Here is a 14,800-nt window from a genome sequence, read left to right on the forward strand (position 1 = left end):
TTATGGTTTCTACTAAACCAAGGTTTTGTAGAAATAATGCGACATTCGGTATATCAGCGCCGTTCCGGTCTTTCGCCAGTCGCGCATTCGCATTATCCATTACGATCTTAACTGCCGCAGGGGTGGCAGCCTGCGTTTCACTGGTGCTGTTCAACGCGCTGTTAAGTTGAACCAGCCCTCTTTGCTGTGTCGTGCCATCGAGGACACCAATGGATTCACGCGATGTTTTTTGTTCTTCTGCGCCCCGCGCTTTTATCTCTTTCAGGTTCTGGTCAATGCGCAGGAATAAGCCGTCGCCTGTTGCAACATTCAGCGTGATATTTGAAGTATCTGATACCGCCAGGCGAAACTGCATATTAACGCTGACACCACCAACCGGCTTATCGATCGATGGGCAGTTTGCCACAGCGTAAAGCTCTCCGGCGTCAGTCATTAAACCGACTTCACGAACGGTGAATCCACCAACCCCGATCGGAAGAACGATTTTCGCCATTAACTGCGTGGACTGCTCCGGGGATACCACCAGCTCAGCGATATCTCCCCGGAACGTTTCATTGATTAACCGGATTTGTGCCGGATCGGGTTTGACCTGCTTGCCATTACTGTCCCCCACCACAAAGTGAGTCAGTACAATCAGGCGACCACTGGCCAGCGCCTCCGCCTCCAGTTCCTTACCCCGGTTAGTGATAATTGAGTAGTAATCAGCCATGAGATTCCCCGGCAAAAATGTCCACATCGATATGCGCTGTTGTCGCACCCGAAATATAAAAAGCCCCGTCCATACCCACATTCGCCATCACATCGATTTTGCTCAGATAGCTGCGCAGGTTTTTGGCCCGCTCGGTAAGCTGGCGAATCTGATGATAGAGAGCGTCACTGACCCCCTCACTGCTCTGTACTTCGATCCGGAAGGTGTAAGGTTCAGCGCGCGGGGTGTCTTCCCACCACTCAACCACGGTCGTGGGCAGGTTTACTGACCCGAGAGAACGGCGTACCGCCCCGGCCGTTCCCCTGTGCTGATGAACATAAGCGGCATCTTTTATCACCTGTCGCTTCTGCGCCTCTGTCCAGCCGTCATCCCAGAAATCAACGGCATGCTCCCAGGCCAGCCAGGGGAGAAGATGCGCCGGACAGGTGTCAGGATTTTTGGACTTGCGCACCATGTTGGTATCGAGGGTGGCGATTTGCTCAGCGCTGGCCTGCTCCTGCGCCCGCTCTTCATTAAATGCGCCAGGAGGAAGCAGAGATCGAAACTTAGCCGTCATTGCTGCTTACCTCCCTGCGGGTGACATTAATGGCGGTACACCACGGCGCTTTACCCGGTTCCGCTTCCAGATCTGCTACCGGAGAAATCAGCCTTACCCGTACCACACCGGATTGCTGCAGCGCGGCATAAATGGCGGACAGCGGGATGACAGTTTTAATCCGATGGGAAAGCATGGTGTATGACCGTAAAACATCGATGGCATTATTCAGCACTGTACTGGCGTCCGGTCCTTCCGGAATTTCCAGCTCCGCCGTAACGGCATAGTTTGCAATCGTGGCACTTTTTACCGTCACATAGTCAGTTAACGGGCGGATTTCATCTGCATTCAGTGTGCTGTTAACCTTATCAAGCAGGGGCTGCCCCGCTGTCCCATCCCCCGTGCGTGACAGGACATAAACATCAACGTAGCCTGGCCGGTTATGAGTTTCCGGCCCATAGGCATCGGCATCCAGCACATCCGTATCGGCAGACTTCGCATGAAAGCGGTATGCGTTACGCGCGCCTGCTGTATTCAGTTGCGCCCATGAAAGCTGGATACGTTCGCGAAATGCTGCATCGTCTTCCAGTTCAGGCTCCACAGGCGGTATGGCAAGCGGATCGCCGGGCTTAATCATCTGCCGTTTAACGTTGAATGCGGCACCTATCTGATCAAGGTCTGCCTCTTTTGCACTCGCGAGAAATACCGCCCGCACGGCATCATTAACCCGCTGGAACGCCAGCGTCAGCTGGTAGGCATTCACCTCCCCCTGTTTAAACGTCGGATCGGATTCCACCAGCGCATCAAACTGCTTATCTAGTTCCCGCAGGCGCGCCAGCCACCGGGTGAATATTTCATTCGCATCCGGCACCACAATGGCATCCGGTACGTCCAGTTCGGACAGGTTGATCACGTCATAGCTGCTTGCCATAAATCGTTATGTCTCCCGTTCTGACAGGTAAATTGGTTTCCTTGTTGATCCCCTCGATATCCAGCACACAGCCGGACTCCCCTTCAGGAAAGGAAACAAGCACACGTGTTACCTTCAGCCGCGTCTCCCACCGGGCCAGTGCGGTCGCAGACGCAGCGATTATTTGTAGTCGGGTCAAATCATCCCGTGGGTTATCCACCAGCGAAAACAGATCACTGCCATAGTCACGGACAAGAACCCGGCTCCCGATGGGAGTGGTCAGAATGTCGCTGACGGACTGGCGCAAATGGGCGACGCCGGACAGGCGTTTTCCGGTCCGATTGTTTACACCGTTCATGATTAAATTCCGTTGCTGAGTCGCCGGATGGCGTAAGGGTTAACCGAAGTAAGACGGGCCTTTTTTGTCCTGCTTTTCTGATTTTTTCGAAGCCGCTGCGGGTTTACGAATATCCACGACAAGGTTATAGGTGTAGCTGAATCCCGCTGACGTCAGAGAAAATACCAGAGACTCAACCACCCAGGCCCGATCCTCACGGGAGCCAAAACCGGAAGTCGACACACTTGCTTCTGCTGTCAGCGGAACATGTTTGGGGCGACATGGCCCCGTGAGCGTCATTTTCTGCTCGTTACGCTTCGCCTGTGTTTTCCTGGATTTTGCCTGTTGCTCGGCGGTGTTTTTCTCCGACTGGGTATAGGGATTGGTCATCGCCGGGCCATCATGTTCAACGGAGGAGGTCTTTGTCGTGCCGTCCTCCTCGTCGTAATAACGCACACCGATTTTCTCTTTGGCTTTTCCTCCGCTCCCCGTAGCTTTCCCCGTCGAACTCCCCCGCTCACCTTCACTGTAGGACCAGTTTGATACTTCATCCGGTGTGATGGTGATCCCGCCAGTCTGTTTCCCTGAAGCCGTTGCCGTGGCTCCCTGTTGCAAAAAAAGCCAGTAACCTCCAGATGGTTTACTCACTGCGTTGTAGTCACGCGCAAGCCTTGCGAGCAGGTTGGCATCTGATTCCGCCACCTGATCAATATGGTTGATACGAATATCTTTCAGCGCGTCGGCCACGCGGGGAATAAGCCCATTATCGGTGGCCACTGTTTTGACAATATCGGCAAGGCGAAGGTTATCCCAGCTCCGGGTTTTCTGGCTTGTCACATCTCCGGGTTGTTTCTGGGCGTTCATCGGCGCGGCGGTCGCATAAAGCTCAATACGCCTCGGCGGGCCGCTGCTGGAGACACCACTGACAACAAACCAGCCTTTATCGATTAGTTGATCATTGAATCCCAGAGCGACCCGAAGCCGGGCGCCTTTGGTAGGTAGTGCCAGTGTTTCAGAGATGAGGCTGATTTTCAGTTCATCGGCTTTTGCTGTTGCCCCACCATAATCCGTCAGGGTCAGTTCACTCAGGCATTGTTGCAGCACCCGGGTTATATCTTTCCCTTCGGCCTGAATGCTGAAGGCCGGCGCATATTCCGGCATCGCTGTCTGATCTGCCATATCAATCCCATAAACTGAATGGCGATTCCGCTACGGGCGTCACCAGATCCGGCAGTGTGATATACAGGCCGGAAGGATACATAGCCCCCTGATCCGCCAGCCCCTGATTGGCCTCAAGAACCTGAGTCACTGAGTCTGAAAGATTTTCAGTACCGTAATGCACGGCACAAATTGCATCCAGTACATCTCCGTCACGGGTTTGATAGATCGTCGGCATAGTGTTTTAGCGTCATCGTCCAGTTTTTGTTTCGGTGACCACCACCCGGTAAAAACTTACTCGTCGTGTCTGAAAAGTCGGTCACCACCCACCACCCCAGCACATCGCCTTCTCCGCTGACAAGCTGCTGGGGTTTCGCTTGATCGGCAAGATCAAATAAATCATTCACGCCATCCACCCCTTTACGGAAAAAGGCGTGGGACTGCCCTTCAAGCCTGACAGTACGCCCCGGCTTTCCGGTGTACTGAAGAAGGTCCTGTTTGCCGATGCGTTCCTGTTCACTCCAGCGCCAGTTGGCCTCACGGGTAAGCTGATGATAAGCCGCTGTATCAATCGAAAAGGCGAAACTCCCCAGCATCATCATCACACGGGCTTCCTGCCCACCCCGTAATGCGCCTGCACCGCGCTGGCCGGAATCTTCAAATATCGGGATAATTTCACTCACCAGACAAGTCCCCCATCCAGAAGGCTGTTATCACCATTGAAGGCAGAATTGTTTTTCGTCACCGTGGTCACTTCATCGGCAATGGCTTTCTCATCCTGTCCCGGTGCGGCATTAATTTCGAAGTGGTATTCAAATTTGCGGTTATCGGTTATCTGCCGTGATGGCGGCTGCTTATCCAGTACATCCATTTTCTGAAGCAGGCTTTCCCAGTAACCGCCCGTACTCTCGTCTTTCAAAATCACAGGCTCAGCAGGTAATCTGTCTGTTGCAGTAGCATGTTGGTCCTGCTTCCCGGTGGGAAGAAGGGAATCGTTTGGATATTTGTCCCAGACTCCGGCACTGCCTTCCGGGTCTTCTTTAACGGTTTGCGCTACATGGTCCTTGTTTTGCTGTAGCGCCGCATTCCAGTTTAAAAGCGAATCGCCGCCTTCCGGTGACAGGTATTTATCAAGCGATTTGTTAAACGCCTCATCGTCGCTGTCAGGACCGAACCATCCACGGGTATCGTTCCATGACTCTTTTACTTGTTCTGGCAGGTCAGGATGAGTTGCCAGTTGCTGCGAAAACCATTCTCCCTGGCCTGTCTGTTCAGCTCTGAGGCGAGCCATATTCATTCCATTACCGGCCAGTGTTTTCAGTACATCGCGCTGGTCATTTCGTTCATCCGGAAGCAGCCAGGACAGTTTTTTAGCCAGCGCGTAAATAATTTTGCCGACAAAAACCACCCCCTGCCCGAACGACAGAACACCGGGATAAAGGTCATTTCGCAGGAAAGTCACAATGCGCTTGATCCCGCCACCTTTGAACCAGTCGGCAAGATCATTCGTCAGGTTACGGATATCCGGCGCCAGTTCATTTCCCAGTTGCCCGGAAATTTCTGCGACCGCAGAAGAGAAAACAGTGCGGAGATTATTGATAGCCTGATTACCCGCAACCGCCCCATCAGCCCCCTCTTTAGTCACAAGGTTGTAGCGCCGCTGTTCGTCCATCAGGTCGCGGTAGCTCCGGCCAGACTGCTTGATAAGCATCAGCAGTTTGCTCGCTTCCCCGCCAAAAAGAGAATCCAGTGCGAAGGAGGCTTTTGACTCGTCCTGAAGGCTGAGCGCCCGTTCAACAATTTTGTCGAACTGCGCCATATCGCTGAGCCCGGCAAAATCCCCCGCTTTGAAACCGAGCGTTTCAAACGCATCCTGCAGTGAGCCCTGCTTACCGTTCTGTTTATACTCCCCGGATTTGTGCAGATACTCTTCAAAGAGATCGCCAATGTTTTCCGCATTCATGTCGTACTGCTTCGCCAGAGAATCCCAGGCATTAAACGTGGCCACGTCCACGCCGTAACTTTTTGCGACATTAGTGCGGGTTGCCGTTTCAGCATTGGTGGCGGCTGGTGCTATCAGTGTGCCAAGTGCTGAAGCCACCACACCGCCACCGCCAATAGCCAGCCCGGATCCAAACATCCCGCCCACCTGGCCGGCGATCCCCAGACCTCGCCGGAACAGACCTTTACCGGCACCCTTGAACGCCTGAATGCGCTGTGCTTTTTGCATCTGTACATTCAGTTTCTGCTGTTCCGCCTCCGTTTTGCGGATTTCCCTGGAAACATCGGTATAGCGGCGCTTCAAATCTCCCAGGCTTTCACCGGCCAGTTTGGCGCGTTTGATTTCTGCTGCCAGTCTGGTCTGGTCTTTTGTCAGTCGTTCAGACTGCTTTCCGACATCTTTCAGGCTTTTTTGCAGACCATCTGCAGATCGTTTCCATGAATTATCCAGGTTTCCGCCAAAGGTAATGACGGCCTTAAGGTTCTGGCTTATTCCGCCCATGGTTTATCGTCTCCAGTTCGTCGGTCAAAAAATCAGAGAAAGTGCTGAACGGCATATCGAGGTATTCCGTCATCGGAAAATGCAGTCGCCGCCCCAGAAATCTTATTGCCCGGAGGAGTCCGCCTTCGGTCGCTTCGCGGGCGGGAGCATAAAAACGTTAAAGGCATCCGTCAGCTGTGAGTAATCTGCCGCCGTCATCAGCCAGAGATCCTGTTCACTGAGATTGCACAGCAGCGCAATCATGCGGGCTTCTTTCTCTTCTTCGTTGCCGCGGTCTTTGGCATGAGTGATGCGATCGCGAACCAGCGGTTCACGCATGGTGACTTCATTGATCACAACCCCGCTATCAAGCGATACGGGGGAATACAGTTTTATAACGCGGGTTTCGCCAGGAAAGCTCATAGGGTGCTCCATAAAAAAACGGCCCGCAGGCCGTTACAGTGGTGGGATAACAGTAAAATCAGAGACGCACTTTTGCAGCCAGGCCTGAAAGCACATCAACGCCATTTACCCGGCGGGCGAAACGCTCTGTATCGATGGCGAACAGTTCGCGCCCGTCCAGTGACTGACGGTAGTAGCTGACAGCAATATCAACCGTCACGGCATTTTCGGAAAGCGTGTCCTTACTGCGCGCATCTGGTGTGACGGTCTGTACAAACCCCTCAATTTCCTCAACCGTACCGCGCGCAGTGCCGTTACCGAGATAGCCCTGATAAGCCGTAAAGCGTGAACGGCTGCCGCTGACAAAACCAAAGCTGGCCAGCATATCCGTATCTATCCCATAAAATTTAACCTGACAGGTCAGTGCTTCCATGCCGTCATCAACCGGGGTGGGCGCATCCTGTGCGCCGGTACGCAAATCCGTTTTAACAATAGCCAGAGACGGCGGCGTAAATTCATGCGCCCCCTGGATACGGATCCCCTGCCGGAAGAAGGTCCAGACGCGTAGTGTGTTTTTATCGCTCATGCTGCAAGCATCTCCTCAAGCGCATAGTTATTATTCACCCGGACGCGCAGGCTGATAAGTTCAGTCGGCGATTTCGGACCAAAGTCATAGTTGATGTACAGGACACCCGACGCCATGGTTTCCGCGGTGTTCAGTTCTTCATCCAGCCAGGCCCGCCCACCGAATATGGCGCCAAGACCGACCAGTTGCCGCATATAGGCATTGATGGTGCCGATAATGTCATCCGCATTTTCCCGGTCCAGTGGGCGGTCAACATACTCCAGCATGGTTTCCTGAATGCTGTCCTCAATAACATCAGCAGTACGGCGGACAGATTCAAAACGCCACTGAGGATTGGTTGCACACAGACGGTTCCCCCAGTGTTTAAAACCCGCCCGGCGGATAATGGTGGACACGTTCTGCATGTTGAGCAGGTTTGCATCGCAGTTCTCATCCCCGAGGATAAATTCATCGATCTGCTCAACACCGAGGATGTTGTTGATGTCCTGGTTCGACTTGCTCCACCACCAGCCTTTTTCAAAGTCGATGCGGGCGCGTAACCCGGCAGCAAACGCAGAGTAAGGCCGATAAACCAGCTGGCCATCTGCATCGCTTGCCTGGACCCGCGGGCGCAACAGTTCAGTTCGTGCGCCATAGGACTGGCGACGCTGTACCACTTCCTGCAGCGTCGCACCGGAGGCGCAGTCAACATATGCAACGGCGCGCAATTTCCCGGCCACGGTTTCCAGCCCCTTACCAACCGCATCGTCCTCACTGAATCCCGGCGCTATCACAATACGCGGCTGGTACGTGGTAACAGATTTCGCTGAAGACAGGGTGCCGATCCCCTTCAGTACCGCAGCGCGTCGTTTTGCCACATCGTTTTCATCTGCCACACGCACCACCACCGTCAGCGCATTACGCTGATCGTTAATGTCTGTCAGTGCCTGTTTCAGCGTACCTTTTTCACCCAGGCGGGATAACAGCGTGGTGCCGACGACCGCCACCGGCGTATTGAGTGGAAAGGGTTCATCTTCACCCCCCGCCAATTGCAGGCTGAAGGGCTGGACAATCCCGTCACCGCGCCCGCTCGCACTGACTTTTGCGCCATCAACACCACCGACAGCCTCAGCAACGTCTCCGGGTTTAGCCGTGATAACGCCATGCTCATCACAACCCAGCGTGATTTTAAGTGTCAGCGATTCAGGATCCCAGCTTGCTGACGTCACAACCGCAGCAGGATTTTCGGCAGCCGGCTGTCCGGCCAGCGCAGAGACATTGATGACATTGCCTTCCCGCCCCTTAATGGTTGCAGTGAACTCGATAACGTTATCGAGAATGGGTGTACCGGATGATCCCGATGCGGCTGTTCCCCCCGACGCATCAGGTGCTGTTCCCACCAGGCCGATAATGGCGGTCTGAATCGTGGTAACCGCCACCGTACCCGAGGTGAGTTCAATAGTTTCAACGCCATGTAACTGAGACATGTTTTTTCTCCAGGCATAAAAAAACCTGCCGCAGCAGGTCACATTTTCTGATTAGGTTTATCGGTGAGCCCGCCGCTGTCGCCGCGGTGATCGTGGTTGTTAAAGACTTCACGTATCTTGCTCATGCTGCCGGATTTATCCGTTATCTCCTTTGACGCCCCGATATTCCCTGCAACCGACGTGTCAGCATTAATCCAGGTTTTGCCATGAACTGTCAGGGTATCGGTAATTTCAACCGGACCATCCAGCGTGCCTTTACCGACAATTTTGTAAGTTCCACCATCAGCCAGCGTAATCGTCAGGGCATGCGCGTTCCTGTCATAACGGATCTCGGTCCCGTCGCTGTAACGCGTAATGTGCTCGCTGTCACTTCCTTCCGGCACCGGCAGCTTTCCTGTGTTCCAGCCGGGAAACACCCGTCCGTTGTTGAGTTCTCCGGCTTCGGACAGGACCGTAACCGCATCCCCCACGGCATAAGGATTTGAATCAGCACGGTTAGTTCCTGAAAACCCCTGGCACAACGGCAGCCAGGTCGTAATGATATCCCCCAAATCCACCCGGCATTTTGGGATGCGATCGTGCCTGACGGAATGAATAACACCGCGCCGGACAAGGTTCGCCAGTCTGCGCTGCAGGTCGCCTTCTATATCACTCATCGGGCTGAGCCTCCTGGATAAGCTGATAGTCATCCACGTGATTACGGCCCGTATCAGGTGCAGCACCCAGCCAGGCCTGCTGCAGGGGCATGCCATTGTGTGCAAAGGGGTCAGTACCAAATGCAGCCGCCTGGGTGAATGAAATACGCCAGACCAGATAATCATCCATTCGCGGATCAAACTCATCACGTTCAGCCGTGGTGAATACCGCAGGCTCAATATGGCCCAGACCAAACTGCTGCCCGTCAATCCACTGGGTAATATCGGCCGCAGCGGTTCTGACAAAAATCTCAGGCTGACTCACACCCGATCCGGCGGCATCCACCACCACGAAGAGATCACAGGTTAAGTTAACGCTCAGTTGCCCCTCATTACCTCCACCCTGTTCCCAGCTGTTAATCGAGAAATACACCGCGGGCGTGGTCAGGCCCGAAAAGCGGGGAACATTTCTTTCCGGATACGCACCGGCATCACGCACCCATCCGATTTTTTTTAATGCGTCAGTCACAGCATCGTGATACCGCCCCAGCAACAGTGGCTCGGCCATCGTTCGTTACCTCAGACAGAAATACGGGCTTTTACGCGCCCGCGAATGTCGGTTTCAAAGTGATGCATAAAAATCTCCATCGCTTCCGCAAATGCGTTGTCCTCGATGTAGTTCAGCATCGGTTCGTAGATATCTATTTCTGCTTCGCGTGTCCGGCGGGTCTGGGGATCGCGAATAACCACCGTCCGGCGATTATCCCGTTTTGAACGGGACACCTCCCCGTTTTCAAACGACCGTTCGCTCAGCAGATTACCTTTCGGGGAAAATCCGGCGTTTTCTGCCTGGCGGCGCGCTTTTATAAAACGCCCCGTGTTGCGGTCACGCCGGGTATGGTGCGGTCGCAGCCGCCCGTTGATTCGTCCTTTAAGGTCTTTCACCTTAATGGCATTCAGCCCGAACCAGAGCCGGAAATTATCCAGTTGTGATCCCCTGTCCAGACGAAAAGACAGCAGACGGCGCCGGACCAGATCCATACTGCGTGGGGCCAGCCCGTCTTTCAGATCCGCCATCGCTTTCTTTCGCAGCGTGGCGGCAGTACGTCTGAGCGCGCGCGAGTATGCTGCACGGAACTGTTTTTGCGTCGCACCGATACTGTCCGCAATTCGCCAGATAACATCCACATCAATATCGACGGGTAAATCCCGCCGCAGTCGAGACTCCCGCGCCATATCAGCTCCATTTATCGATCTGAGGCTGTGTTTTGCCGGGTTCCCCATATGCCAGCGTGACGCGAGTCCGCCCTTCTTCATCCGCGCCGATATGTGTCACCCGGTAAGGGATGGTATTGATAACCACACCGTCATGTTTTTCGAGACCGGAAATATCCGCAGTCATTGCACTGAACGCCGGGGAATGGTTTTGAATTTCCCCGCCGCCCGGTACACCCGACAGCGCATCCGGTGATTCAAAAATCACGGTCACCAGACGCGGGCCTTCACCCGTTTGCAGGCATGCAGGGACTTCTTCGGCAAACGCCCGGTTAATCCGGGCATCTGCTTTAGCCAAACGCTCCCGGAACCGGCTCATCAGAACCCCAGGCGGACGGCAACATCAGCATCATCCGCCTCAGCTGCTCCCCAGGCGGAACCAACAACCGGGTTTGGCGTTGCATCATCGCCTTTTGCCACCGTCAGCTTGCCGCCAGCCAGATACAGTTTCTGGCCAGCCGCAATTTCTTCTGCCGCTTTAGGCAGCACAAAAACACCGGCCATATGCAGTGTTCCCCACTCGCCAGCAGGAATATCGCTGTGTGCCACCCCGGCAATTCCGCCGACCGCCACCAGCGCACCGGATGAAACGGCATCAACACCCGCATTGTGATAATCCAGTGTGGTACCGTCCTGCTGATAGTTATTCGCCATGTTTTTTCTCCATAAAAGGAAAAGGCGACCAGCGCCGCCTTCAGGGATAAAAAAACCGCCAGGCGGCGGTCGTTATTTTTTGGTGACTTTAACCAGCCCGCGCCAGTCAAGCGGGGCCACACCCGCATCAATGCGCACCTTGAATGCGGCACCGTCCACAGTAAAGCCCTGCTGCTGCTCCAGATACGGCGTGTCGATACCGTCCAGATAGGCCACTTCAATGGTGTCGCGCCCCTGCGCAGCAGTCAGGTAAAAATCCGTCGGGCTGCTGTCATCCAGGCGGGCCTCAGAAGCCACTGTCACAAAGTTCTGGATCGGGTTAACGATCCCGCTGTTCGCGTCTGCGCCAGGTACGCTGGCGGACTTAATCAGCTGGTTTGCCCGTGACTCAATTGCCACTGGCGTCAGCATGTAGGCCGGACGAATATTCAGACGACGATCGCCGGATTTTTGCAGCAGCATTGCCTTACGTGCAGTATCCAGCCCTTCAATACTCAGATCGGCTGCAACAAGGTTGCCATGATCGGCGTGGAACAACGGCTTACCGTCCGACATTTTCGGGTTGCTGGTCAGTACAGCCCAGACCAGATCGCCTACAGTAGCTCGCGCAGCAAGCCCCATTGCCTGCGGGATACGCGTCAGCATATCCAGGTCATCGTTGATGATAGTCTGGCGGTCAATGCTGAAAAGCTCACCATAGGTGGCCAGTGCAATCGGCTCACCGCGATCTTTAATGGTGACATATTTATATTCCGCCCCGGCGCGAACCTTACGCAGCGATGCCAGTGACTCCAGGCCAACGCGGTGTGCGGTTTTGAAATCGGTCAGTGTGCCTTTACGGGTCCACTGTTCGAATGTTTCGCTGGCCTCATCCCAGCCAAGCAATGCCGCCTTATGCGCCACATCCATCAGGATATTGCCGAAATCACTGCTGCTATGGGTGAACGCCAGCCCAACCATCGCCTGTGCGGTACCGACACCAGAAATACCGATACCACGATCCACCAGCGAGGCGCGGGCCAGTTCGCGCAGGGTATACCCGTTGTAGGCGTTATCTTTTTCCGCCTGCGCATAACCCGCACGGTTCATCACCGCCGCACGAATGGAATCACCAACAATATTCCCGTTACCCGCATGGATGTGAACTGCACCCGGACCGGCACTCGGGGTAGTCCCTGCCGCCAGCGCATTGAGCAATTTGGTGCGGGCCTGTTCCGCTGAGCAGGAAATATCCGTGATGCATTCTGCTTTCAGCGAGCCGAAAGCAGGAAACGCATCAAACACAGCGGAAACTGCGCTTACTCGTTCAGTATTCGCCGCCTGCATCTGCTGCTGGAGCTGGGCGGCCAGCGCGGTAATGTCGATATTTCCTGCCAGCGGTTGCTGGGTGGGTTGCTGTGCCGGTGGGTTATTTGCGGCCTGCGGCGCCGGGTTTTGTGCGGGCTGCGGCTGACTGACTGGAGCTTCGGCACGCGGCCCAAAAAGGTTGTTAATCTGTTCTGGCATATTCTGGTAATCCTTCAGTTTATTTTGATTCACACAGGCCGCGGCCTGCAGTTCTGGTTCAAGCGTGTCAGCGAAACCTTTTTCCACCGCCTCCGCGCCATTAAGCCAGGTTTCAGCTTTCAGCATCGCCTCCAGTTCTTCCTGCCCCAGCCCGGTCTTGTTCATGTAGGCACTGAGCATCAGCGCTTCATTACGATCAAGCCAGGCAGCGTAATCACGCATGTCATCGGAATCCCCGGCGATCCCGCCCCACGGCTTGTGTACCATCAGCCAGGCGTTTTCCGGCATATGCACCGTGGCACCGGGCAGGCAGACAATCATTGAAGCCATACTGGCAGCCACGCCGTCCACCCAGATATCCAGCTTCGCCTTCAGACGGGACAAGGTGTTAAAGATGGCAAATCCCTGCATCACATCGCCGCCCGGGCTGTGGATATGCAGATCGACGGCGCTGGCCTCAAACACCCCGGCCTCCTTACAGTCGGAGACGAACTGCTGAGCAGTAATCCCCCAGCCGCCGATCACGTCATAGAGAAATATTTCCACACGCCCTGCAGCCAGTGCGCGAATCTCATACCAGCACTGACCGTTTGCGGCATCGATACCAGCCACACTGGCACGGGGATTAATCATCGTCCCGCGACGGGGCGGGCTTATCATTTGCTGCATCAGGGAGCACTCCTTTATCGTTGGCGGCGTCTGAGTCAAACACCAGCCCGTTTTCTCGGTTGAATTGGGTTTCCCGGAGACGCTGACGTTTCACCTCTTGCGGATTCTGACCACGTGCGCGCGTCCATTCGGCTTCTGTGCCTGCTCCTCCACGGACAATTGCCTTCCAGGCAGCAGCCTCTTTTCCCGGGTCAATCCATGGCATGACTGGCCCAAGATAGAGCGCGTTGTAAAGGGATTTTTTGTCGACATCATTGGGGATGGTAACGCCGCTGAGCAATGCCATTGCCAGCCAGTTTCGGTATACAGGACGGCTTTGCTGCCCAACAAACCACTGCTGCAGCACGTTATAACCTTCAAAACTCTCTACCAGCTCCTGCCGCTGTGAACTGTAGGTGCCGTTGTAATCCCGCGCGATGCTGGAATAACTGCCACGTGTCCCCGCCGCCACAGCGCGCATCTGACCGTTCCTGAACTCATACAGATGAACATTCGGGCGATTCGACTCCACCATCCCCAGATCCTCGCCTGGCTTTAGCTCGTCATAAATCATCCCCGGCGCAATATCGTAATGGCGCTGTCCACCTGGTGTTGAAAACTCGGTTTCTGTATCAAGAGACTGAGCATCCCCACGTTTGATATAGAAACCCAGCGCCGCCGCAATACGTGCCGCCACGCGCTCACTCTCTTCATAATCCTTAATATCGGAGAGCCGGGTGATCACGCCATGAATGAGGCTGATCCCCCTTAACTGGTGAAGCCGTTTACGCATAGCCAGGTGCAGCATGCTGTCAGCCGAAACAGTTTTTAAATCAGCATTGAGTCCGGCAAAACTGGCAGGATGGTTCTTATAAACCCTGTAGCCCGTCGGTCTCCCCCAGGCATTGACAATAATCCCCTGGCGGATCTGCTGCCCGGAGGTACTGTTCAGGTTAAACGGAACAAAATCCGCCTCCAGCAGTTCAAGAGAAAACGGTACCTGGGTTGAATGCTGCAAACCGGCTACATTTCCCCGCACCATCTGTGTAAACACTTCACCATCACGCAGTGCTGAACGTAACAAAAGCCGCTCTGCTTCCGGACGGGTAAACATCCCGGTCACTTCCGGACGAACCGACCATTCCGCCCAGAGCGCGGATAACTGACCAGCAAACTCAGAGTGAAGATTACCCTCAAGATCAAGCGGCTGCGGTTCAACGTGGATCCCGTGAGCACCGATAACCCGATCCTCCATCTTGTCAAAAAGACCAATCACCAGATCATGGTTTTCATCAAGCCAGCGGGCCTGCTCTCGTAATGAAGTACCGGCTGCAAATACAGCGGTGTCCGCTGACCGGGATTCACGTTTCCCCTTATGCAGACGAGTCGGATTTGCTGCCTCATAGGCTCTGAGTCTGAGTCGGTTTTGTGCGCGTGATGCCGCCCACCCGGGCGATATTGCTCCCAGTGCCTTTTCAAAAAATCCCATGATTTGCC

Annotated in this window: 18 protein-coding genes; all 18 read right to left on the reverse strand. The window is 54.6% G+C overall.

The genetic code is table 11. The annotated features are described in order from the left end of the window. A partial coding sequence (locus tag OGY09_RS03610; RefSeq protein WP_275399225.1) for a phage tail protein occupies positions 1–709 on the reverse strand: 709 nt, incomplete at its 3' end. Then, positions 702–1,265: a phage tail protein I gene (locus OGY09_RS03615; RefSeq protein ID WP_275399226.1), complete on the reverse strand. Its 564-nt coding sequence runs from the start codon at positions 1,263–1,265 to the stop codon at positions 702–704. The genes OGY09_RS03615 and OGY09_RS03610, both read right to left, overlap by 8 nt. After that, entirely contained in the window at positions 1,255–2,175 is a 921-nt protein-coding gene (locus OGY09_RS03620) for a baseplate assembly protein (RefSeq protein WP_275399227.1), read from the reverse strand. Before OGY09_RS03620 ends, OGY09_RS03615 begins: the two co-directional genes overlap by 11 nt. Further along, positions 2,159–2,512, reverse strand: a complete 354-nt coding sequence (locus OGY09_RS03625; protein WP_032943848.1) for a GPW/gp25 family protein — start codon at positions 2,510–2,512, stop codon at positions 2,159–2,161. Before OGY09_RS03625 ends, OGY09_RS03620 begins: the two co-directional genes overlap by 17 nt. Positions 2,513–2,551: 39 nt before the next feature. Then, positions 2,552–3,670 (reverse strand): contractile injection system protein, VgrG/Pvc8 family, encoded by a 1,119-nt coding sequence (locus OGY09_RS03630; RefSeq protein ID WP_106902760.1) that lies wholly within the window; start codon positions 3,668–3,670, stop codon positions 2,552–2,554. A 1-nt stretch (position 3,671) separates the two neighbouring features. Next, positions 3,672–3,887 carry a tail protein X gene (locus OGY09_RS03635; protein ID WP_016150410.1) on the reverse strand — a complete coding sequence of 72 codons (216 nt, stop codon included), beginning with the start codon at positions 3,885–3,887 and terminating at the stop codon, positions 3,672–3,674. Beyond that, entirely contained in the window at positions 3,862–4,332 is a 471-nt protein-coding gene (locus tag OGY09_RS03640; RefSeq protein ID WP_106902759.1) for a phage tail protein, read from the reverse strand. The genes OGY09_RS03635 and OGY09_RS03640 overlap by 26 nt, the downstream gene beginning before the upstream one ends. Then, the gene (locus tag OGY09_RS03645) at positions 4,329–6,152 is read right to left on the reverse strand and encodes a hypothetical protein (protein WP_213168499.1); all 1,824 of its coding nucleotides are present in this window, start codon (positions 6,150–6,152) and stop codon (positions 4,329–4,331) included. The genes OGY09_RS03640 and OGY09_RS03645 overlap by 4 nt, the downstream gene beginning before the upstream one ends. 102 nt (positions 6,153–6,254) lie before the next feature. Beyond that, positions 6,255–6,554: a phage tail assembly protein gene (locus OGY09_RS03650; RefSeq protein ID WP_044711180.1), complete on the reverse strand. Its 300-nt coding sequence runs from the start codon at positions 6,552–6,554 to the stop codon at positions 6,255–6,257. Positions 6,555–6,612: 58 nt separating this feature from the next. After that, the gene (locus tag OGY09_RS03655) at positions 6,613–7,119 is read right to left on the reverse strand and encodes a phage major tail tube protein (protein WP_016150414.1); all 507 of its coding nucleotides are present in this window, start codon (positions 7,117–7,119) and stop codon (positions 6,613–6,615) included. After that, positions 7,116–8,585, reverse strand: a complete 1,470-nt coding sequence (locus tag OGY09_RS03660) for a phage tail sheath family protein (protein ID WP_275399228.1) — start codon at positions 8,583–8,585, stop codon at positions 7,116–7,118. The genes OGY09_RS03655 and OGY09_RS03660 overlap by 4 nt, the downstream gene beginning before the upstream one ends. Positions 8,586–8,623: 38 nt before the next feature. Further along, entirely contained in the window at positions 8,624–9,241 is a 618-nt protein-coding gene (locus OGY09_RS03665; protein ID WP_197385768.1) for a phage baseplate assembly protein V, read from the reverse strand. Continuing rightward, positions 9,234–9,788, reverse strand: a complete 555-nt coding sequence (locus OGY09_RS03670) for a hypothetical protein (RefSeq protein ID WP_044711187.1) — start codon at positions 9,786–9,788, stop codon at positions 9,234–9,236. Before OGY09_RS03670 ends, OGY09_RS03665 begins: the two co-directional genes overlap by 8 nt. A gap of 11 nt (positions 9,789–9,799) precedes the next feature. Then, positions 9,800–10,456, reverse strand: coding sequence for a hypothetical protein (locus OGY09_RS03675; RefSeq protein ID WP_053389956.1), 657 nt, complete (start codon positions 10,454–10,456; stop codon positions 9,800–9,802). Between the two features lies 1 nt (position 10,457). Further along, positions 10,458–10,814, reverse strand: a complete 357-nt coding sequence (locus OGY09_RS03680) for a head-tail joining protein (protein ID WP_040230736.1) — start codon at positions 10,812–10,814, stop codon at positions 10,458–10,460. Continuing rightward, a complete protein-coding gene (locus OGY09_RS03685) occupies positions 10,814–11,149 on the reverse strand; it encodes a capsid cement protein (RefSeq protein WP_040230734.1) in 336 nt (111 codons plus the stop codon). Before OGY09_RS03685 ends, OGY09_RS03680 begins: the two co-directional genes overlap by 1 nt. A gap of 72 nt (positions 11,150–11,221) precedes the next feature. Continuing rightward, complete coding sequence (locus OGY09_RS03690; RefSeq protein ID WP_191225941.1) at positions 11,222–13,324, reverse strand: ClpP-like prohead protease/major capsid protein fusion protein; 2,103 nt, start codon at positions 13,322–13,324, stop codon at positions 11,222–11,224. After that, the gene (locus tag OGY09_RS03695; RefSeq protein WP_191228866.1) at positions 13,281–14,792 is read right to left on the reverse strand and encodes a phage portal protein; all 1,512 of its coding nucleotides are present in this window, start codon (positions 14,790–14,792) and stop codon (positions 13,281–13,283) included. The genes OGY09_RS03690 and OGY09_RS03695 overlap by 44 nt, the downstream gene beginning before the upstream one ends. Between the last annotated feature and the right edge of the window lie 8 nt (positions 14,793–14,800).

It is taken from the genome of Citrobacter sp. Cpo071 (genome assembly GCF_030332765.1).
GTDB classification, from domain to species: Bacteria; Pseudomonadota; Gammaproteobacteria; order Enterobacterales; family Enterobacteriaceae; genus Citrobacter; species Citrobacter portucalensis.

Coding starts and splice junctions, on each gene's coding strand:
- OGY09_RS03615 (WP_275399226.1), bottom strand. CDS start 1,265: ATGACGGCTAAGTTTCGATCTCTGCTTCCTCCTGGCGCATTTAATGAA.
- OGY09_RS03620 (WP_275399227.1), bottom strand. CDS start 2,175: ATGGCAAGCAGCTATGACGTGATCAACCTGTCCGAACTGGACGTACCG.
- OGY09_RS03625 (WP_032943848.1), bottom strand. CDS start 2,512: ATGAACGGTGTAAACAATCGGACCGGAAAACGCCTGTCCGGCGTCGCC.
- OGY09_RS03630 (WP_106902760.1), bottom strand. CDS start 3,670: ATGGCAGATCAGACAGCGATGCCGGAATATGCGCCGGCCTTCAGCATT.
- OGY09_RS03635 (WP_016150410.1), bottom strand. CDS start 3,887: ATGCCGACGATCTATCAAACCCGTGACGGAGATGTACTGGATGCAATT.
- OGY09_RS03645 (WP_213168499.1), bottom strand. CDS start 6,152: ATGGGCGGAATAAGCCAGAACCTTAAGGCCGTCATTACCTTTGGCGGA.
- OGY09_RS03650 (WP_044711180.1), bottom strand. CDS start 6,554: ATGAGCTTTCCTGGCGAAACCCGCGTTATAAAACTGTATTCCCCCGTA.
- OGY09_RS03655 (WP_016150414.1), bottom strand. CDS start 7,119: ATGAGCGATAAAAACACACTACGCGTCTGGACCTTCTTCCGGCAGGGG.
- OGY09_RS03660 (WP_275399228.1), bottom strand. CDS start 8,585: ATGTCTCAGTTACATGGCGTTGAAACTATTGAACTCACCTCGGGTACG.
- OGY09_RS03665 (WP_197385768.1), bottom strand. CDS start 9,241: ATGAGTGATATAGAAGGCGACCTGCAGCGCAGACTGGCGAACCTTGTC.
- OGY09_RS03670 (WP_044711187.1), bottom strand. CDS start 9,788: ATGGCCGAGCCACTGTTGCTGGGGCGGTATCACGATGCTGTGACTGAC.
- OGY09_RS03675 (WP_053389956.1), bottom strand. CDS start 10,456: ATGGCGCGGGAGTCTCGACTGCGGCGGGATTTACCCGTCGATATTGAT.
- OGY09_RS03680 (WP_040230736.1), bottom strand. CDS start 10,814: ATGAGCCGGTTCCGGGAGCGTTTGGCTAAAGCAGATGCCCGGATTAAC.
- OGY09_RS03685 (WP_040230734.1), bottom strand. CDS start 11,149: ATGGCGAATAACTATCAGCAGGACGGTACCACACTGGATTATCACAAT.
- OGY09_RS03690 (WP_191225941.1), bottom strand. CDS start 13,324: ATGCAGCAAATGATAAGCCCGCCCCGTCGCGGGACGATGATTAATCCC.
- OGY09_RS03695 (WP_191228866.1), bottom strand. CDS start 14,792: ATGGGATTTTTTGAAAAGGCACTGGGAGCAATATCGCCCGGGTGGGCG.